Source organism: Imperialibacter sp., from assembly GCF_040222385.1.
Taxonomy (GTDB): Bacteria; Bacteroidota; Bacteroidia; order Cytophagales; family Cyclobacteriaceae; genus Imperialibacter.
The window spans coordinates 191,573-210,054 of sequence record NZ_JAVKDF010000023.1; the positions used below are offsets into that span (position 1 = coordinate 191,573).

General features: G+C 47.7%; 19 protein-coding genes. 10 read left to right on the forward strand and 9 right to left on the reverse strand.

All coding sequences use genetic code 11. The features are described 5' to 3' along the window. Window positions 1–112 precede the first annotated feature (112 nt). Together RIG68_RS11140 and RIG68_RS11145 are read left to right on the forward strand one after the other, a co-directional pair. Window positions 113–694, forward strand: a complete 582-nt coding sequence (locus RIG68_RS11140; protein WP_350122095.1) for an outer membrane beta-barrel protein — start codon at window positions 113–115, stop codon at window positions 692–694. A gap of 66 nt (window positions 695–760) precedes the next feature. Next, window positions 761–1,378, forward strand: a complete 618-nt coding sequence (locus RIG68_RS11145) for a hypothetical protein (RefSeq protein ID WP_350122097.1) — start codon at window positions 761–763, stop codon at window positions 1,376–1,378. 17 nt (window positions 1,379–1,395) lie between these two features. Here the strand turns inward: RIG68_RS11145 and RIG68_RS11150 are convergent, their stop codons facing one another. After that, window positions 1,396–1,902 carry a GTP cyclohydrolase gene (locus RIG68_RS11150; protein WP_350122099.1) on the reverse strand — a complete coding sequence of 169 codons (507 nt, stop codon included), beginning with the start codon at window positions 1,900–1,902 and terminating at the stop codon, window positions 1,396–1,398. A 214-nt stretch (window positions 1,903–2,116) separates the two neighbouring features. Then, window positions 2,117–2,989: a M55 family metallopeptidase gene (locus RIG68_RS11155; RefSeq protein ID WP_350122101.1), complete on the reverse strand. Its 873-nt coding sequence runs from the start codon at window positions 2,987–2,989 to the stop codon at window positions 2,117–2,119. 318 nt (window positions 2,990–3,307) lie between these two features. Between RIG68_RS11155 and RIG68_RS11160 the strand changes: the two genes are divergently transcribed. Next, on the forward strand, window positions 3,308–4,504 hold the full coding sequence (locus RIG68_RS11160) for a hypothetical protein (protein ID WP_350122103.1): 1,197 nt from the start codon (window positions 3,308–3,310) through the stop codon (window positions 4,502–4,504). A gap of 263 nt (window positions 4,505–4,767) precedes the next feature. Here the strand turns inward: RIG68_RS11160 and RIG68_RS11165 are convergent, their stop codons facing one another. The 3 genes from RIG68_RS11165 to RIG68_RS11175 form a co-directional block, all read right to left on the reverse strand. Further along, window positions 4,768–6,861, reverse strand: a complete 2,094-nt coding sequence (locus tag RIG68_RS11165; protein WP_350122105.1) for a hypothetical protein — start codon at window positions 6,859–6,861, stop codon at window positions 4,768–4,770. 159 nt (window positions 6,862–7,020) lie between these two features. Next, complete coding sequence (locus RIG68_RS11170) at window positions 7,021–7,824, reverse strand: PDDEXK family nuclease (RefSeq protein WP_350122107.1); 804 nt, start codon at window positions 7,822–7,824, stop codon at window positions 7,021–7,023. A 34-nt stretch (window positions 7,825–7,858) separates the two neighbouring features. Further along, entirely contained in the window at window positions 7,859–9,046 is a 1,188-nt protein-coding gene (locus RIG68_RS11175) for a hypothetical protein (protein ID WP_350122109.1), read from the reverse strand. A gap of 232 nt (window positions 9,047–9,278) precedes the next feature. Here RIG68_RS11175 and RIG68_RS11180 point away from each other — a divergent pair, with 232 nt between their 5' ends. The 5 genes from RIG68_RS11180 to RIG68_RS11200 all read left to right on the forward strand — a co-directional run bounded on the left by RIG68_RS11180 (window position 9,279) and on the right by RIG68_RS11200 (window position 13,028). Further along, on the forward strand, window positions 9,279–9,746 hold the full coding sequence (locus RIG68_RS11180) for a helix-turn-helix transcriptional regulator (protein ID WP_350122111.1): 468 nt from the start codon (window positions 9,279–9,281) through the stop codon (window positions 9,744–9,746). A 106-nt stretch (window positions 9,747–9,852) separates the two neighbouring features. Then, entirely contained in the window at window positions 9,853–10,398 is a 546-nt protein-coding gene (locus RIG68_RS11185; RefSeq protein WP_350122113.1) for a DUF4199 domain-containing protein, read from the forward strand. Continuing rightward, the gene (locus RIG68_RS11190; protein WP_350122115.1) at window positions 10,395–10,784 is read left to right on the forward strand and encodes a VOC family protein; all 390 of its coding nucleotides are present in this window, start codon (window positions 10,395–10,397) and stop codon (window positions 10,782–10,784) included. The genes RIG68_RS11185 and RIG68_RS11190 overlap by 4 nt, the downstream gene beginning before the upstream one ends. 184 nt (window positions 10,785–10,968) lie before the next feature. Continuing rightward, window positions 10,969–12,108 carry a glycoside hydrolase family 26 protein gene (locus tag RIG68_RS11195; RefSeq protein WP_350122117.1) on the forward strand — a complete coding sequence of 380 codons (1,140 nt, stop codon included), beginning with the start codon at window positions 10,969–10,971 and terminating at the stop codon, window positions 12,106–12,108. A gap of 71 nt (window positions 12,109–12,179) precedes the next feature. Further along, a complete protein-coding gene (locus RIG68_RS11200; protein ID WP_350122119.1) occupies window positions 12,180–13,028 on the forward strand; it encodes a class I SAM-dependent methyltransferase in 849 nt (282 codons plus the stop codon). Here RIG68_RS11200 and RIG68_RS11205 read toward each other — a convergent pair. After that, window positions 13,006–13,473 (reverse strand): hypothetical protein, encoded by a 468-nt coding sequence (locus RIG68_RS11205; protein WP_350122121.1) that lies wholly within the window; start codon window positions 13,471–13,473, stop codon window positions 13,006–13,008. The two genes, RIG68_RS11200 and RIG68_RS11205, sit on opposite strands and share 23 nt — an antisense overlap. Window positions 13,474–13,616: 143 nt before the next feature. Between RIG68_RS11205 and RIG68_RS11210 the strand changes: the two genes are divergently transcribed. Further along, window positions 13,617–13,982, forward strand: coding sequence for a BlaI/MecI/CopY family transcriptional regulator (locus RIG68_RS11210; RefSeq protein WP_350122123.1), 366 nt, complete (start codon window positions 13,617–13,619; stop codon window positions 13,980–13,982). Then, entirely contained in the window at window positions 13,975–15,783 is a 1,809-nt protein-coding gene (locus RIG68_RS11215) for a M56 family metallopeptidase (RefSeq protein WP_350122125.1), read from the forward strand. Before RIG68_RS11210 ends, RIG68_RS11215 begins: the two co-directional genes overlap by 8 nt. 87 nt (window positions 15,784–15,870) lie before the next feature. On the opposite strand, the gene RIG68_RS11220 is transcribed toward RIG68_RS11215, so the two are convergent. The 3 genes from RIG68_RS11220 to RIG68_RS11230 form a co-directional block, all read right to left on the reverse strand. Then, window positions 15,871–16,785, reverse strand: a complete 915-nt coding sequence (locus RIG68_RS11220; protein ID WP_350122127.1) for a sugar phosphate isomerase/epimerase family protein — start codon at window positions 16,783–16,785, stop codon at window positions 15,871–15,873. 75 nt (window positions 16,786–16,860) lie between these two features. Continuing rightward, window positions 16,861–17,784, reverse strand: coding sequence for a sugar phosphate isomerase/epimerase family protein (locus RIG68_RS11225; protein ID WP_350122128.1), 924 nt, complete (start codon window positions 17,782–17,784; stop codon window positions 16,861–16,863). 183 nt (window positions 17,785–17,967) lie between these two features. Beyond that, on the reverse strand, window positions 17,968–18,474 hold the full coding sequence (locus RIG68_RS11230; protein WP_350122129.1) for a DinB family protein: 507 nt from the start codon (window positions 18,472–18,474) through the stop codon (window positions 17,968–17,970). Between the last annotated feature and the right edge of the window lie 8 nt (window positions 18,475–18,482).

An 18,482-nucleotide genomic window follows, 5' to 3' on the forward strand; every position in this document is an offset into this window, starting at 1 on the left:
TCGGCGGTCAATCAAAACCCCATCTTATGGAGCATGATTTTCTTAAAGATGAGTTTGCAGGCAATAATTTGGCTTAATTATTGTTGTATTTTTAGCAAAAAAACACATACCAATGAAAAAATTTCAACTAGCTTTTCTCCTTTTGCTCTTCGCTGGGTCGGCTTCCGCTCAGTTTGAAGACACCAAATTTGTGATCGGGGGCGCTATCGACTACAACACCGATGCTTCCACAAACGCATCTTCGTTGGGCATTCGTCCGAGTTTCGCTAAGACCATTAAGGCCAATGCATTAATTGGGATTTCTGGCGGGTTCTATACCACTGTTTCAAAAAGTGACAACTCTTCCTCAAAAAATACCAATAATCTATTCCATGCAGGAGTCTATTACCAGAGGTTTCATGGCATTGCCGGGGATATTTTTTTCAACTGGCAAGTTCTTGCTGGAATGAGTTTCATGAATCAGGAGGGCAATTCTTCATCTTATGATGGTAAGGGATATGACTTCAGCCTATTACCTGGACTAAGCTGGAAAGTAATGGACAAATTGATTCTCAATGCTTCCCTGGGCGGAGCCAGTTATAGCTATCAAACCAATGACTCGAAGTCGCCGGGGTATTCTAATAGCAATAAAATGAGCCATTTGAATATTCGATTCAACAACCCTCAATTTGGATTTACTTATCTGATTAAATAGGGACCATTTCTTACCAAAGGGAACACCTTCAAATGATAGCAGGGTAGCCCTTCAAAAACCATAACCATGAAAAAGATTCAACTATCTATATTTTTCGTCGCAATGTATTCTGCTTCCTTAGCTCAATTTGATAGCGCTAAATACGTACTGGGGGGAGAATCAAGTTATTACCTTAATAACAACACCAATTCTCAAGAATACACTGACAAAAGCTCAAGTTCTTTCTTCCACATTAGCCCATCTGTTGCCAGGCCAATAAAAAGCAATGGTTTGGTAGGCGTACAGCTTGGATTTGGAGCGGGCTCCAGTAAAAATGAAAGCGATAATTTTGAAAGCAAGGGCACGAATCAGAATTACAGTCTGGGTGTGTTTTATCAAAGATTTTACACCATTACCAATAAGGTTTACTTTAACTGGAAGGCGGGGGCTCAGGTGGGTGTGAATAAGTCTGTTAATGAGTATTCTGTGGGTGAATCCTTTGAATCAAAAACAACCGAACACACCACTTCTTATGACTTGCTTGTGACACCAGGTGTAAGCTGGAAGGTGATGAACAGACTCCTTCTCAACGGCAGTATTGGAGGTGCATCTTTCGATTTTATAGATAGATCTTCGGGGGGTACCACCAGCTTCAGTATCTTCTTCAACAGGCCACAATTCGGGTTTTCCCTCCTATTGAATTAAAATTAAAGAAATGATAATCAGGTGGGCACCGTGCCCACCACTTTCACGCCATAGCTGGTGAGCGTTTCGGTCTTGTTTGCGTTCCCGGTAATCATGCGAACAGACTTCACTCCAAGGTCTTTCAGAATCTCTGCTGCAGCCCGAAAGTCCCTGGCGTCTCTTTTGAAGCCAACTACTTCGTAGGCATCGGCTTGCTTTACCCCTTTGCGCTTGTGTTCCACACTTTTGAGCAAGGCAAAGTGGCCATTACCCTTGCCTTCCTGCTCCAGCCAGATCACAATGCCCTTGCCTTCTTGTTGTATGAGCTGCTGCGACTTTTCCATTTGTTCCCGGCAGTCGCACTCAATACTGTTGAAGGCGTGCCCAAAAAGGCAGGATGAATGCACTCTGCAAAGCACTTCTTCCCCATCTTTCACATTGCCCATCACCAGGGCAATCGACTCTTTCTGTCCGTCATAATAGAGCACCTCATGGTACTCGCCATATTTTGTTTTGAGGTTACCCTCTGCCATTCTAACGATCATAACACTTTTCTTTGAAGCCGTGAAGTTAGTGAACGTTGGCAAAAGCCGAAACGGCAGAGTATAATGAGGAGACACTCGCCAAAGCGATGCTCAGCGGGCTCGCCAGAACATAATCAGGTTTCCGGGTGTGTTTTCAAACCCCACCGCCGTTTTCGGGTAAGTCTTCACATCCTTATCACACCGCCGTTTTTGGGTGTGTCGTCACACCTGGAAACTACCACTGCAAATACTTATAAATAATCCTGATCAGCTTGTACGCCTCGTCCATGTCTTTGGCCTGGTACGCCACCGTGTACCCATCCACCCGCTTCATGCCCGGAATGCCCATGGCTACATCGGCCCGGGTGGGGGCGTCTACTTTGATCACAAATTCAATGGGGTTTTGCACCGACAGAGGCTTCGCATTTTTAATATCCTTCAAAGCGGCTTTGGTTTGTGCCTGTAGCTCTTTCTTCACCACGTCAGGGTGGAGGAGTTTGGCGGCACTGGAGCCGATGGCTTCTTTTGTGGAGACCGTGCGAACGCCTGGTATTAGCTTTTTGATCTCTTCAGCGAAAGTTTTATCACCGCTGGCCAGGATGACTGGCACACCGATGGCACCAGCGAAAAAAGTGTTCAGTCCGCCTTCGCCCACTTCAGTGCCATTGATCCAGAGGCCTTTTACCGAGCCAGATCCGGTGTGGGCCAGAAAGCCATTTTCGGTGCCTGCCATGGCATGGTAGCCGATGTAGATCACCCCATCGAAGCTGCCGTCCAGCCCCTGCACCATGCCTAGGGGCTTGATATTGCTCTGGATGTATTCTACTCTTGGATCGAGCTGTGTGTGAAGGAGGTTCTGCATGTCGCCATGGCTGTCGTTCACCACAATGGTGGCGGGGCCGGTTTCAAAAATGGCCGCCACCACCGCATTCACCTCGTCGGTCATCAGCTTGCGGCCGGTGTCGTAATCCTTGCCGCAGCTGGTCATTTTGGAAGTGCCTATGCCGCCAATGCCCTCCATGTCGACCGAGATAAAGAGCTTTACGGGTTGGGGTTGAGCGAAGACGGTGGTGGAGACCAGCAGGAGTAGGAACAGAAGGGTTTTCATGGGAGGAGGTTGAGTTGGTAAAAGAATCTAATGAAAATAGGGTGCGGATACAATTTAGCAGGTTGGAGGGAAAAAGAGGCCAATAAATAATGGAAATTGAACCTTTGAATACATCGATGGGATGGGCTATACTGGCAAATTAAAAGTAATAGAATATGTTATATTTCGAAATTACTTATGAACAACAACCATATGAACCACTTTCGAAAATGTTTTTTAGTGATTTTATTTTTGGTCTCACTCCTAAGCAAGGCATTTTCTCAGATAAATAGCCCGGTGATACCGGTCAATATTTATCTAAAATCGGGTGATAGTCTCATGGTAAATATTCTGGTTTCTAACCAAAAGGATCTTTTTTATGAGCTAAGTGTCTTGGATACCAATGCAAAAGTAGTTCGACATCTAGCCCCAGAAGAGGTTTTAAAATACTACCTGCCAATTTCGGAGGAGTGGTATTTTGCAAAATCCTCTATCAATACACGATTTGCATTTGACGAAAAAGATCACTTTGTGAAGTTAATCGCAAAGGGCACCTTAGCATCGCTTTATAGCGCATTTCTAAAAGACATAAGAACCACATTTTTTGTGGAAGTTGGGAACAAGTTTATCCAGCTTGATAGAAATATTAATGAAACTAAAGTTCTGAATACGGGAAACTCTGGCTCGATGACCAAGCCCTATCTGTTTCAAATGCAGGAGTTGTTTGATGAGTGTTTTGTTGGGACAACCGAATTGGAATACAGCGAAAAGGACTTAAGTACAATAATTTCGAGGTTCAATAAATGTCGAGGCGGTGACTATACAAAGCTAAGTACTGTGGCAAAAGGGCACTTGAATGGACTGGGAATTATTTTGTCCATATCTCCGTCCAGTCTAAGCTTTCATGATAAGAATACAACTTTAAGAGGTTATCAACTTCCAGTTTTATACCCTGAAGGGATCTATGATCTGTCGGAAATGGTGGAAGAAAGGCCTAGCCAGACCTCGCTGGTCGTAGGCATGGCAGGTACTTTTTATATGCCACGAGCTAAACACCTCTCTTTTGATTTAGCAGCATCCTTAACAGCAAGAAAATGGGAAGCAAAGTCGCAAAATATCCTATTGAAAACTTTCGGGTTAGAGTTACCCGTCTTGATGAGGTATAGTTTCAATATCCAAAAAACTGTGCAGCCTTATTTGATAGCTGGAGTTGTCTCCGTCATTCCTATTTCTTCCAAAGATGAATCCGGGTATGTAGAAAGAACTATTTATTTGGATACATACTTGGCAACTTCGCAGGGGATACCCGAGTCAGTGGATGTGGTGATGCCTAGCACCGACCCAAGAAACTATAATCCTTTGACCTTTAAGCCTAGCTTTGGTTTTGGTGTCGATTTCTTTAAAAGTTATCAAAAAATAGGCTTATTCTATCGGCTCGACACTTTTTCAAGGATATTGGACAACACTATTTACTACGCTAACCTAAACACCCACCAAATTGGTGTCTCGTTCATGAAGTTTAAGCGAAAAGGATAGTGTTACTTTCTTAAGCCGACAGGCTGTGTTGGACTGATTCGGAGAAAAAGAGCAGTACCAGGCGTTTCGTCTTCAAAAGAAACGACCTCCGCTAGATGAAAAGTGGTTGCTCGAAAAAAGGTTTTGAACTAAAGAGGTTACTACTTTCTCTGGGGCTAGAGTAACCTCTTTAATTTGGAGTCGAGTTAGCCTCTTTAGTCAGTGACGAATCGTTCTTCTAAGATTAAAGAGGTTACACTTTCTCTGGGGCTAGAGTAACCTCTTTAATTTTCCACCTTCACCCTCCATCCCTCCGGCCACATTTTTTCCTTAGCCATCAAAGCCACCGCCGCCAGCACACCGCCGTTGCCGGGGAGGTAAAGACGCAGACGTTCCGTTTGGTAGTTATGGCCGTTGGGCAGGTAAATATTGGTGGTGATAGGCATAAGGAGGCCATCCACAGCCTTTTCGGCATCGCCCAGCCGGGTGGCGGTCATGGCCACCATGGGGAAATCCCAGCCCCAGGTGTCGTGCCACTGCCAGTCGGTCCATATCTTGTTGAAGGTTCGGTGCATCACAGCCGTGTCGAGCCTCTGGGTGGCCGGTAGCATGCCATAGGCACCCAACACGCTGGGGTGGTCGGTCATGTAGTAAAGCGAGTCGTACGACTCAGGGGCACTTTCTGCCGCCAGGTACAGCCCGTCCTTTTGCGGCAGGGGCGAGAGGCCGTTTAGCACCTCATCCCATTTTTCGTTTCGTGGTTGTCCCTGCCGTTCCCTCCATTGCTGGGCTGCCTCCAAAGCCCAGCGCCAGTAGGCCAATTCGTAAGTAGGATTGAAGGTGGTTTTAGGATCGAACCGCTCCTGGGCGGCGATTACGCCAGGGCCGAGGATGTAGCGCTTGAGCTCAGGATCGTACCAGGCAAAGTCGGCCATGAAGGCTGCTGTCTGCTGCACTACCTCGTTGTACTTTTCAAGCACCTCTTTGGTGGGCTTGCCCTCGTAGATCAGCTCGGCAAACGTAATGATGTGCGGCTGTTGCCAGAGGAGGTAAGAACCCACGGAGGAGGCTGTTTCTCCTCCCCAGGGGTCAGTCATCTTCTGCCAGCGCACGCCCTCAAAGCCCTGTCGTTCTGCTATCTGGCGGGCCACCCCAATGCTTCTCAGGTACCATTCCATGTGGCCTTCCAGCACCTCGGATCGGCCCCACATGGCGAAATGAACGCCATGCCACCAGGCCATTTCCATGTGAGGCTTGCCGTACCATGAGTTGTAGGTAAGCCCTGTTTCCTGAGGTGGGGTTTTGCCCCCGCAGTTGATTTTGGTGAGGTAAAGCGATAATACCATGCGTCGTTCAATCTCAAAAGCCCTTGGGTCTTTTGTTGCTCCAAAGTCGATCATCATACCAGTGTCCCAGTAGTCGATCAGCGCCTGATGGGCTTCGGATCGCAGCACTTCAAAGGCCTTCTTTGCAACTGCTCCGTCTTCCTGAGAGAAAGTGACGTCGAAGGTCCAGGCATCCTGCCCAGGCTCAGGCTTTAGAAGAAAGCCTTTGTCTGTAGCGTCGACTGTGGGCAAGGCCACCGACGACTGCAACTGTGTGAAGTAACGAGTGGTGTCCAGCTGGCGCCTGATGGTCACCTGCGAAGGGTCGGGTTGGCTGACCTGCAAACGGCTGGGCTCATTGGGATCAAATAGCACGGCTTCGTCCTGAAACTGGTCAGTGGGGTAGGGGTAGTTGATGGTGATGCCAAGCCTGCCTTCTTTCAGCAGGGCACTTTTTACCTTCACACCGAGGCGATCTTCCGTCTGGCTGACAAAAGAGATCACTTCCACCGGCACGCCTTCAACGGCAAAACGGCTTGTGAGCTCTCCTGTCCAGGGGTCTAGTGTCTGGTCAATGTTTTGAATGTCGGAAATGGCCACCTGGGTTCCGTCAGCTTTTGTGATGTGCCAGCCGATAGCGGCCAGGTGAATGCGGTGAGGGTTTTGGCGAATGTAGTTGGCTGCCTCCCAGGCCCTGGTGCCAGCGGGCCACTGGCGGGCATAAGGCACTTCACGGCCATGAGACATGATGGGTGCCAGGGTTTCTTCGATGGAATAGGTTTCGTTGGTAGGGAAGCTGTGCCACCCCCATTCCGACATGGTGCCGAGGGGCACACCTTTCTGGTAGTGCTGGGGGAAAGTTTGCAGGCCTGTGACGTCCATGGTCATGGCGAAACGGCCATTGCCCACGCTGAGAGAGGCCAGGGTGTCTACTTGGGTGACATGGACGTTGTGGCGGTTGAAGACGGCCTGCCGGTTGATGGGAGGCGGGGTGTCGGGTTGGCAGGCGGGCAGAAAGAAGAGAAGGATCAGGCACGGAAGTAGTTGACGCATTTGATGTTGGTTTCTACTTCTTATGGACGGTTTATTTGGCCACTACCCTGAAACCTGCCCGGGCAGGGCAAGAGAATCGGGTGGGCTGGCAGTTGACCAACCATAAAAAAAGGGCTGTTCCAATGCTATTGAAACAGCCCTAAATGTGGTTCGGTGCATCTAGTTGGAAGCAGTTAGTTTCTCATTCACAATTTCCTTTATCTGCTCCTTCTCCTTGCTGATCGCCCCCCGTTTGATAAGTGTGTATTCTTTGATGTCAATCTTGTCGAACCAGTCTTCCCAAACAGTCATGATGCGGTCCCACTCCATGTCTTTTTCTCTGGGCGAGGCCTCCAGCAGCACAATGTTCAGATCCGGAAACTGATCCTTTACCTCCCTCAGCTTCACCTGGTCTTTGCCCACAATGGGATAGCCGTCGGTCAATATGAAGAGGTAATTTTCGGTCAACGTATCCCTCGAATAGTCGACTTTCAGGTCTTCGTAGAAATACTTCCAGATGTCGGCGCCGTGGTAGTCTTCCGGGTTGCTGCTGAAAATGGCTTCCTTATAAAGGCTGTCAATGTTTGCTTCAAAGGCAGTTTTTCTTTCTGCCTCATTTCTTTTCCGGTGCACCATGGGTATATTTTCCATGTCTACATACAGCCGGTCTTCGAAAATGTCGGTTCGCACCCGAGACCCAAGCTGGGGTGCCACCACCACTTTGAACTCATCCCTGCTTTTTACATAGAGGGCACTCTTTACCTTTTTTTCAAAAAGGGAATAGATGTGGTCGATGATTTCCTTGTCACGTTCCGGTTGATTTTGTTGCACTATCAGGCGATCCGACAGGTCGAGCAACACAATGTAGTTGTGTTTGACGGTCATTGGGCTTTCTTCTTTTGGCGGCACGCTGCACGCCGAGACCAGGCCAATTCCCAAAAAAAGCATGGCCAGTCCGGTTTGTTGATATATTGATTTTTGCATGGTTTTAGTTTTTAAGTATGAGCTCAATAAGTGACTAAGCCCTTTTGGCCACCACTTTTACCTGTCCTGGTCTGACCTCGTACTTTTCTTCGAAGTTTTTCTTCACCATGAGGCATTTTTCTTTCACGTCCTTCATGCTGGCAGGCGACAGGTAGGAAATCCATCCTGAGCTGAATTGATCGATGTACTTTGTGAGGTTGCCGCTGAATGTGGTGGCAAGATCTTCCCTGTAGTCGCTTATTTTCATTTGTATGGCCACTGTGTCAATGAGCTCGGCCTGCATTAACACAATGTCTTCCCGAAGATGGGCAATGATCTTTTTGATGTTGCCGGTAACGTGCTTTTTGTCCCATTCCCGCAAAAGTGAGTCGAGCAGGATACTCCAGATAATATAGACCAGAAAGCCCAGGAAGAGAATGATGTAGAAGGTGGGGCTCACCATCCAGGGTATTGTGTTAAGGCCCATGAGCTCCTTGGCGGTTTCGGTGTTGGTGTGGATGATCATGGCCAGCAGAAAGTCCACTGCAAAGGTTACGCAAATGAGCCCAAACAGGAATACGAACTTTCGGTTGCCTTTCATTTCAAGGAGCACATGGAAGGCCCAGCCAAAGGCATAAAATACGAAAGGCACGAGGATCAGCATAAAATTGTACTGGATGGCTTCAGCCAGCTCGGCTGCATTGGGCATGATGCTGCCCGTTCCGCTGCCAGCGGCGATGCTCTCGGCGATTCCCTCAAAGTCGACGTAAAGCGCTTTGAATGCGGCAGAAACATAGAAGAAAAACAGATAGACCGACAAGGCTGCCAGAATCACCAGGTTGATTGAAAACTTGAAAACACTGAAACTTTCCTCTTTCAGTTTTTCAGAGTCGTTGGCCCGTGCTTCCCTGATATTCAGCAGGTCGTTCCGATGGTTCTCAATTGTCTTTTCCTTTTCTTTTACTTCCTCTTCTATTTCTGCATTGGCTTGTTTTGCTTCCTTGAGTTCCTTTTCAAGCATTTTAAGGTCTTTGGATCGCTCTTTTTTCTCGTCATCAGAAAGGCCCCGGTAACTTTCTTCTACCAGATCGCCGTTCATGATGCGGTCGAGGTAAGTGGCGTACACATCAGGGTCACCGTTCACGTTGCCGGCTCTTTCGTACCCGAAATCGAAGAGATTCACCCTGTCGACTTTGTGCGTCACAATAACGTCTTCATTCAATTCAATAGCTGGATTGGTCATAATAATGGATTTTAGAAAGAATAATTTGGATTTAACTTATAAAACGAAGGCTCTTGGCAAAAGTTTTATGGAGGTGGCCAACTTTTTTGCGTTATCTGCAACTCGGCACTGGAAGTGATGGGAAGGTGGTCTTTTCAGGAAGTGAGTGTTTTTCTTGGTCTCCTTTTGTTTAAGGACTGATGGTTTTTGACTAAAATTACTCGTCAACAAAGCACCATTGATTACGCAGCAGATGAGCAGTTGGAACATTTTCGGAAGGCACAGACACATGCTGATCTATGGCCTTGCCATGGCTTTGTTTCTCATTGTGTTGAGATGGTTGGAGCTGCGCTTCCTTATCATCCACAATGCCTTTGCTATCTATATCGGTGGCCTGGCTCTCCTTTTTACCGGACTGGGCATTTGGCTGGCACTAAAGCTCACAACCCCAAGAACAGTGACTGTAGAAAAGCCGGTGTTTGTTGAGCAGGATGAATTCTCCGTTAACCAGCAAGCACTTTCTGAGCTGGGCATTAGTCAGCGAGAGCTGGAGGTGTTGCAGCTGATGGCAGCCGGCAAAAGCAATCAGGAAATAGCTGAGCAGCTTTTCGTTTCCCTGAACACCGTAAAAACGCACTTGAAAAACTTGTTCGAAAAGCTGGAGGCCAGTCGGCGGACACAAGCAGTGGACAAGGCCAGGAGGCTGGGCATTGTGGCCTGAAGCGTCATACTTTTGGGTGAATTCATCAAAATCACCCAAAAGTGTGAAGAACCGCCAGCGTAAACCGAACATATTTGCCCCAGATCTACAAACGAAAATCATAACAATGAAAAAGACAGTGCTCGTTTTCGGCCTTATTTCTGGCGCCATCATTACTGGCATGATGCTGTACATGGCCAATTTGTGTTATACCAACCCTGAATTTGAAAGCAACGATGTGGTGGGGTACGCCCTGATGATTGCGGCTTTCTCCTTCATTTTTGTTGGAATCAAGACTTACAGAGACAGGCACAATGGTGGCTATATTACCTTCGGCAAGGCATTTTTGTCGGGTCTTTACATCAGCCTGATAGCTGCTGGTATGTATGTGGTGGTGTGGCTTTTTGATTACTATTTGTTCATGCCCGACTATATCGACAAATACAGCCAGCATGTGATGTATATGGCGAAAATTGAGGGAGCTACCGAGCAGGAGTTATCCGCAAAGGCCGCCGAAATGGCCTCCTTCGCCGACATGTACGAAAGCCCCGTGGCCGTGGTACTGATAACTTTTTCAGAGGTGTTTCCCATCGCCCTTTTCATTTCTCTTGTGAGCGCAGCGATCCTTCGAAGAAAGGAAGTGACAGAAGACAATAAAAAACAGAAAAAATGAAAATAGCACTGACAAGCGTATTCGTTAATGACCCGATGGCCGCTTTCAAGTTCTACACGGAAGTACTGGGTTTTGTGAACAAGGTGTACATGCCTGAAATGGCGCTGGCCATTGTGGCCGCTCCCGACGAACCGGATGGAACCTCCCTGCTGCTGGAACCCAACCAAAATATGGGCGCCGACACGTTTCAAAAGACGATTTATGAGGCCGGACTGCCCACCATCGTTTTTGGCACGAAAGATATTGCAGCAGATTATCAAAGGCTGAAAGCACGGGGAGTTGTATTCAAAGGCGAGCCGAAAAAGACCGACTGGGGCACGCAGGTGCTGTTTGAGGACACCTGCGGCAACCTGATACAGTTGCACCAGGTGGAGGAGCAACTCTGACCAGGCAGAGAGCCGGGTACAGGGGCGTGTGCCGGGCTTTCAGTTCGCATGCGAGCCGTTGACCATGATTGATTTTACCCCCAATTTTGATTCAAACCACCTCTACCACTAGTGGACAAGGCATTGAACGGCGGATGAGAGGGTGTTATTTTTGATGAACGTTTTTCACCCTAACACACCTTCCATGTCAATTGCACGCCTGCTCCTGCTCTATGGGTTAACATGGCTGGCCGCTCTGCCGGTTTCAGCCCAAAAGAACCGGCTTATCGACAGCAATGCCACCCGGGAGACTCAAAAACTCTATAAAAGCCTTAGAAAGCTGTCCAAAAAACATACGCTCTTTGCTCATCAGCATGCTACCGAATATGGCCATGGCTGGAGTGGGGATGAGAACCGTTCAGATGTGAAGTCGGTAACAGGCTCTCACCCTGCCATGATAGGGGTGGACATCATGGGCTTTAGCGGCCGCTCATCGGAGCAAATCGCACAAGCCAAAGAAGCGCTGCGCAAGAATGTGGTGGACACCTACAACCGGGGAGGAGTAACCACCGTAGCCTGGCACTTTTCGAATCCGGTGTCGGGTGGAGGTTTCTACTGGAGAGACACCGTGTCGCTGCCTGCGGTAAGTTATATCATTCCCGGAGGTCAGGCACACGAACAGTACAAAGAAATTCTCAAAGGCATAGCCGATTGGGCGCATAGCATCAAAGGAGCCAACGGAGAGCTCGTACCTGTCATTTTCAGACCCTATCACGAGTTTGACGGTGGCTGGTTCTGGTGGGGTGCTTCGCATTGCACCAGAGAAGAGTTCATCGCCTTATGGCAATTCACAGTTAGCTACCTGAGAGACGAGCTGGATGTACATAACTTCATCTACGCCTTTTCACCTGACAATCAATTTCTTACAGAAGAAAAATACCTGGCTCGCTATCCCGGCGACGAATGGGTGGACATGGTGGGCATGGACAACTATGGCGACATGGGGCGCAACCGCTATGCGATTGACACGGCTGCATTGAAACTAAAGATTGTGTCGGACTACGCCCGAAAGGCCGGTAAGCTGGCTGCTTTTACGGAGACGGGCCTGGAGTCGATACCCAACGAAACCTGGTGGACGGAGACGCTGCTCAAGACCATGCGGATGCACGAGATGCGGCTCGCCTACGTGCTGGTGTGGCGCAACGACATCCGCAGCCCCACGCACTACTATGCGCCTTATCCGGGGCAGGTAAGTGTGCCCGATTTCATGAAGTTCTACGATGACCCTTATACACTTTTTGAAAAGGATTTGGACAACATCTATCGGAAGAAGAAGAAACGGTGAGTGAACTTTTAGTAGAAAACTGAATAATACCCGCATATTTGCATTTTATTTTGCGCCAGCTGAAATTGACGATGAAAGAGAAAGTAGAAATGCGGGAAGAAACCCTGGGGATTTTGGAATTGTTACGTCCTGTTGCTCCGGCGGATTTGATACGAGTGGGCAGAAATTACGACGGAGGCTACGTTTTTTCTTCTCAAAGCCTAGCCAATTGCAGCCATTTTATCTCTTGCGGACTGTCGTACGATTGGTCGTTTGAGATCGAACTGAAAGAGCGGCGACCTGATATGCCCATCGTTGCTTTTGATAGAACCTCAGGGTTCAACAGCACCATGCTTTACTGGGTGCTCAAAAATTTTGGCAAAATCGCCTTGTACCCTTTCCGGTTCCTGGGTGTGCAGGATACGCCTGCTCAGTCGTTGGGTAAAATATCGATGATGCTCCGCATGAAGCAGATATTTTCTGGCAACCTGACATTCGTAAAAAAGCACATCGGGCTTGAAAGCAATTCGCAGGTGCAGTCGTTTGGAGACCTTTTGGAAAAAAGTAGCGGATATGGGGTGAAGCTCGATGTGGAAGGAACCGAATACGAGCTGCTCGACACCATTATCGGCAAGCTGGATAAAATCGAACTGCTGCTGATAGAGTTTCACAACGTCGAAGAGAATATCGAAGCCATTGTACCGTTCCTGGAAGCCACCAGGGCCACCCACTATGTGCAGCATGTGCATGGCAACAACTACGACAGCGTGAACAGCTTTGGCTTTCTGAATTCCATTGAGCTAACCATTGCCAAAAAAGATAGCGGATATCAGCCGGAGTCGGCGGAGGTACTTACCTATCCCGTAAAAGACCTGGATTTTCCGAACGACAGAAGGAAGCCGGATCAGGGATTTGATTTTACAGAACAGAGGAAAAAGTGAAAGACCAGGTGCCAGCTGGATCCGCTGAACAGGGGTATTCAGGGCAGGCGATTTCAACCTGGCCTCTGTCAACAAAGAATACTGTATTCAGCTTCGTTTCGCCCGTGAAGCCCACCATCATTGTAATATCGTCGTTTCTCACTATCCTGGTAGTATCGTCCATCACCCAGGTGCCACTCAGTGGCCATACCAGTGTATCCGGGCTTTCATAGAAGTGGAAAGCACCACCGTTGGTTTCCAATTGTTCAATTTCCAACTCCAATCCCTGCCAGGCAGAGACTAGCAAACCGTCCTCCATGGCAGCTTCCACCTGCCATTTCCCAACGAAAGGTAATTGGTCATCGGGAGCCGGAGGTGGGTGGTTATCACCGTCGCATGCGACACACAGCAGCAGCGCAAACAGCCCAGTTAAGTGGTTATTCAGAAGAAGTTTGGAGTGATTCATCGTTGTACAGCCATTCTTCGTTATCTATACCAATGTAGCAAATAGATTACTTTTCCTCTGTTTTTTTTATCAAATACGTTACCTGATTCATAAAAACTGATTAATCAGTTGTATAACTTATTTTTTAGTTATACATTCATTTCATGGAACGATTAACCCGGGCAGAAGAGCCTGTCATGCACATTATCTGGAGCAAGCAGAAAGTGTTTGTAAAAGACATTATCGAGCTGCTACCTGAGCCCAAGCCGCCCTACAATACTATTTCTTCTTTGGTAAGGATACTGGAAACGAAGGGTTTGGTAGGTCATGAAGCCTACGGAAAAACGCACATGTACTACCCTAAGGTGAGCAAGAACGAATACCGGCGAAGCATTTTCTCGGGCATGATGAGCGACTACTTCGATGGCTCGTACGAAAGCCTCATGTCGTTTATTGTGAGCAGCAAAGACCTCTCGGCCGATGAGGCAAAAAAACTAAAGGACATCATAAACAAGAAAAACCATGAATAGCTTTTTCATCTATCTACTTGAAGTAAGTGGGGCCAGTGCTATCCTCTACTTTGGTTTTTTGATCTTAGCGAAGAGCACTTCTGTAAAGTTCAGAAGGCTCTATCTGCTAAGCTGCCTGTTTATGTCAGTAGCCATCCCGTTTTCCGGTCTCCATCTGTCGTCGCCTTTGACTTTATCTTTTCAGGAGCAGCCCAGGGCCTCATCGTTTATTGCCACACCGTCGCCGGTTGCCTCTCCGGTGAGCACCACCTCAATGGACGAAGCACCTGAAATAGCTACGGCGGCGCTTCCCGTGGAGCAGGTAAGCAGCTTAGAAATAGGAGATATCCTCTTGTTCGTTTATTTAATTGGTGTGACGTTTTTCCTGGTAAGAATCGTCATAAGTATGTACGGCGTTTACAGGCTAATGAAATCAGCGGAAAAGGTTGATGGTGAGTTTTCTTCTTTTTTTATTGTTGACAAGGAGGCCTTTACCGGTGCTTCATTTTTTCACCTTATTTTCATTGGCAAAAGCCTTCTCAATACCTCAAAGGAATCGATTATTTATCGGCATGAGCACGTGCATGCCACAAGGTGGCACAGTCTCGATCTTCTCCTTTCCGAAGTCTACACAGCAGTGTTTTGGCTTAACCCGATAGGCTGGTTGATGAAAGGCCAAATTCGACTCAATACCGAATATGAAGCTGACGAGGCGATGATGAACCATGTAGACAGGAAGGCATATTCTCATATGCTGATCGATCTGTCGAGTACGCTTTACTATGAAAGAGTAAGTAATTTCTTCAGTGCCAAAAGTGTGAAAAGAAGGATCGAAAGCCTGCATTCTTTTAGGGAGAACAAGTTCTATCGTGGTTTGGCATGGACAAGCTTGTTTTATGGACTGGCTCTCCTGATGGTCGCTTGTGTGGAGCCCTGGGAAGGAAGCAGGAATGCCGACCCGATAAAAGCGATGGAGAATATTAAGACTATCACCACCCGCTTCACCAGTCACCAGAGCGACACCCAGGAGAAGGACGACAGGGTAATCGCCGTCGCATATTATCACCCCAACGGCACGATTGATAGGGTAGACCAGCACATGACTTATCCTTACAACTATAAAAATCCCTTTCGTCGGGAGTTCTGGACAGACCCCGATCCTATTAATGTGCCACTTATAATGGATGGACTGGAGCTAGGGGCATCTGAGAATAACACCTTGTATGGTAACGACTGGTCCGTGAAGTATTTCGAGATGATCCAAAAAAAGCAGCATCCAGCACTCAGACTGACGGGGCTATGGGAATCTTTTAGCTACACTTCTACTGTGGAAGGCTATGAAGAGGGTTTGCCATTAAAAATAGTGACGCTTGAGTCTGGGACTGATCCCCAGGTGTATATGAATAATTTGCTTATCCATGGAAGCGGCGATAGCTATTACCAGCGACCGAAGGGTTATGAGGATATTTTTGAATACACCGACGGCAAGGTGGTTATGTATTCAGGAGCTTTTATAAGAGAAACTGGACACTATAATAGCTCCACTGGTGAAAAGTCTGTGGAGACCTCAATCGACAGAAATGCAATCAGGTACAGCTATGAAGGAGACAATATTTCTACTGTTAGTCAGGGAAACAAGCTGTATCATTTCTTCTACGAAAATGAGTTATTGAAGAAATCCGAATACTTCATCGCCGGTAAGATGTACCACTACAAGGAGCATTTCTATAACTCCGATGGGCTAAGAACCAGAACTGAGATTTATAACCTTTACAAAGAACTGGAATTTACCATCGACTATGACTATGAGTTTTACAAATAAGATTTTGTTAGGGTAGTACGATTAGAAAAAGGCGCTAATTGGCGCCTTTCTTTCAAATCCTCAAATATTCAGTTCTCAAATCCTCTCCTAATATCCCCACTTCTTCATAATTCCCAGGTCTTCTTTCATGCTGGCGAGCGGTGCCATACCCTGGTAGCTTTCCTGCTCGATGATGAAATGGATGGTGCCGTCCTTTTTGCCAAGGTCAATCACCTCTTTTACTGGTACGATGCCTTTTCCAAGCACACAGCTTTCGTATTTTTCGTTTCCTTCCTTGCTCAGAATCTCGTCCTTCACATGCATAGAAGCAAAGCGGCCCGGCCACTTTTTGGTGATATCGAGCGCCGTGGCCCCACCGTTGTACAAGTTGCCGATATCCAGCTGTTGCATCACCAGGTTGGGATCAGCATTTTTCATGATGATGTCATAAAGAAGCTGTCCGTTCAGGCTTTCGTTGAACTCAAAGTCGTGGTTGTGGTAACCGAACATCATGCCTGACTTTTTACAAAGCTCACCACTTTTATTGAAGCGCTCCATCAGCAGCATCAGCTGGTCATATTCCTTGCGTTGCCCCTGCGTCATCGACGGACTGATGACATACATCTGGCCCACCGTAGCGGCATCTTCTATGGTATACTTCCAGGCGTCTGTAAAGTCCTTCTTGTTGTCGTCCCAGTGGTCACTGCGCATCACGGTGTGGCCGCTAGGCATTTTCATGCCCAGATCGTCGAGCACTTTCTTAAACTCTTTGGCCGACCAGCCATAGAATTTGCGGTCGATGTAGTTGGCGTGCTCCACGTGCTTATAGCCCATGTCAGCCAGCGCTTTCAGGGTAGCCATCGGGTCTTTCTTCATGTCATCTCTCACCGAGTAGAGCTGAAGGCCCGTGAGCTGCTTGCCTTTTGCAGCAAATAACGATTCGGATAGCAACGAACTGCCAGCGAAGGCCAAAGTGCCTGCCAGCGCACTTTTCTTGATAAAGGATCTGCGTGAGTTATCCATTGTGTTGTAGTTGTAAACGTGAAAAGTAGGTATATAAAAAAGCTGCCCTTCCGAAGACAGGGCAGCTATATTGTTTTAAGCAAATACAAGTTTTGAAACGTACTCGGCGTCGGCTTTGGCACTGTCCATAGGGGTGGAGTTGGCATACTTCTCTTGTTCCACCACATAGTACTTCACACCTGAGGCCTTGGCTGCTGCCAGCACTTTGGCGTAATCGATGCTGCCGGTGCCAACGATGCATGAAGCGTCTCCTTCGCCCGCAGGGGCATCTTTTTCACGGTCTTTTATGTGGCAGGACACCCAGCGACCCGGGTACTTTTCGAAATAAGCTATCGGATCAGCTCCGGGCGTCACCACCCAGAAAATATCCATTTGAAAGTCTACCACTGCCGGATCGGTATTTTCAATCAGGAAGTCCTGCGGCATCTGCCCCTCCAGTGCTTCAAAAGTGTAGCCATGGTTGTGGTAAGCGAACCGAATGCCGGCTTTTTTGGCTGTTTCTCCCCATGCATTAAATTTATCGGCTACTACTTTCCATTCATCCATGGTTTTTTGAGGCCCGATCCAGGGAGCAATCAGGTGTTTCATGCCTATTTCGGCTGCTTGTCCACATTTCTCTTCAAAATTTTCGTTTACGTTGCAATGGCTGGAAATGAAGCTTACGCCAATCTCATCCATATAGGCTTTGAATTCAGTGTGGCTCATGCCCCAGAACATGCCCTGAGGGCCTTCGTAGCCTTCAAACTGCTTGTAACCAAAACCTGCCAGCTGTTTCATGGTGCCTTTTGGGTCGGCGGGGATCACATCACGGACTGAATAGAGCTGGATACCAAATTTATCAAGGGTCGGCTTGGCCATGGTCTCGGCAGTGGCTGCTGCGCCTTCGGCAGCAGTTTCAGCACCACTTTTGCTGCTGCCACATCCCATTTGTGGTAAAATAAGTGCTCCTGCTGATACCGCTCCGGCAGTACGGATGAAATCTCTACGGTTGTAATTCATAGTAAGTAAGGTTTTGTACTCATTTAGTTAAGCAATGGGCCGATTGAGAGGTTAGGACTGGCCCGTATACCTTACAATCTAGTAAATTAATGTATTGAAAGGAAGAGATGATTGCCCCACCGGCTTGCAACTTATGGTCTGTTCAAAATTGGCAGGGTATTTTGTGAAAAATGCCACCTGCGACTAGACCTGTTGGCCGGAGGATATTCGCAGGTACGTGATCAGGTCTGTATTGTCGATTTTGGTGATGCCCAGGCCTCTGATAATTGTAATGGCCTGGCCCCGGTGGTAGCTGCCGTGATTGACTACATGAAAAAGTATTTCTTCCTTAACGGTTTCGTACGGCATGTTGCGCATGTTACGGTAGACCATTTTTTCAGTCAGGAACTCAGCCCCCGCCTCCGAGGCGAACTTCTGCATGTCTTTTGCCGAGGTAACTAACGCTTCCATCACCTCCTTTTTTCCCCCAACAAACGAAAGCCGGGGCCACTTGTCCATCACTTTGTTCTGCATGCGTGAAGGCCAGATCACCTGTGCTTCCCAGATATGAAGCAGAGTTTCTCTGAGGGTAGGGTAGCTGCTCAGCACTGGCTGCACCAGCTGTTCTTCTGTTACCCGGTCGATGGTTTTGGCAAGTTCTTCATTGGCCCACACGTTGTAGGCAAGCTGTTGATGAATGGTATAAGGCATTGGGCAAG

Excerpts from the sequence above, each read along its gene's own strand:
- RIG68_RS11190 (WP_350122115.1), top strand. The coding sequence starts at position 10,395 with ATGAAAATAGCACTGACAAGCGTATTCGTTAATGACCCGATGGCCGCT.
- RIG68_RS11165 (WP_350122105.1), bottom strand. The coding sequence starts at position 6,861 with ATGCGTCAACTACTTCCGTGCCTGATCCTTCTCTTCTTTCTGCCCGCC.
- RIG68_RS11225 (WP_350122128.1), bottom strand. The coding sequence starts at position 17,784 with ATGAATTACAACCGTAGAGATTTCATCCGTACTGCCGGAGCGGTATCA.
- RIG68_RS11185 (WP_350122113.1), top strand. The coding sequence starts at position 9,853 with ATGAAAAAGACAGTGCTCGTTTTCGGCCTTATTTCTGGCGCCATCATT.
- RIG68_RS11140 (WP_350122095.1), top strand. The coding sequence starts at position 113 with ATGAAAAAATTTCAACTAGCTTTTCTCCTTTTGCTCTTCGCTGGGTCG.
- RIG68_RS11145 (WP_350122097.1), top strand. The coding sequence starts at position 761 with ATGAAAAAGATTCAACTATCTATATTTTTCGTCGCAATGTATTCTGCT.
- RIG68_RS11205 (WP_350122121.1), bottom strand. The coding sequence starts at position 13,473 with ATGAATCACTCCAAACTTCTTCTGAATAACCACTTAACTGGGCTGTTT.
- RIG68_RS11170 (WP_350122107.1), bottom strand. The coding sequence starts at position 7,824 with ATGCAAAAATCAATATATCAACAAACCGGACTGGCCATGCTTTTTTTG.
- RIG68_RS11210 (WP_350122123.1), top strand. The coding sequence starts at position 13,617 with ATGGAACGATTAACCCGGGCAGAAGAGCCTGTCATGCACATTATCTGG.
- RIG68_RS11220 (WP_350122127.1), bottom strand. The coding sequence starts at position 16,785 with ATGGATAACTCACGCAGATCCTTTATCAAGAAAAGTGCGCTGGCAGGC.
- RIG68_RS11155 (WP_350122101.1), bottom strand. The coding sequence starts at position 2,989 with ATGAAAACCCTTCTGTTCCTACTCCTGCTGGTCTCCACCACCGTCTTC.
- RIG68_RS11200 (WP_350122119.1), top strand. The coding sequence starts at position 12,180 with ATGAAAGAGAAAGTAGAAATGCGGGAAGAAACCCTGGGGATTTTGGAA.
- RIG68_RS11195 (WP_350122117.1), top strand. The coding sequence starts at position 10,969 with ATGTCAATTGCACGCCTGCTCCTGCTCTATGGGTTAACATGGCTGGCC.
- RIG68_RS11215 (WP_350122125.1), top strand. The coding sequence starts at position 13,975 with ATGAATAGCTTTTTCATCTATCTACTTGAAGTAAGTGGGGCCAGTGCT.
- RIG68_RS11150 (WP_350122099.1), bottom strand. The coding sequence starts at position 1,902 with ATGATCGTTAGAATGGCAGAGGGTAACCTCAAAACAAAATATGGCGAG.
- RIG68_RS11180 (WP_350122111.1), top strand. The coding sequence starts at position 9,279 with ATGAGCAGTTGGAACATTTTCGGAAGGCACAGACACATGCTGATCTAT.
- RIG68_RS11160 (WP_350122103.1), top strand. The coding sequence starts at position 3,308 with ATGGTAAATATTCTGGTTTCTAACCAAAAGGATCTTTTTTATGAGCTA.
- RIG68_RS11175 (WP_350122109.1), bottom strand. The coding sequence starts at position 9,046 with ATGACCAATCCAGCTATTGAATTGAATGAAGACGTTATTGTGACGCAC.
- RIG68_RS11230 (WP_350122129.1), bottom strand. The coding sequence starts at position 18,474 with ATGCCTTATACCATTCATCAACAGCTTGCCTACAACGTGTGGGCCAAT.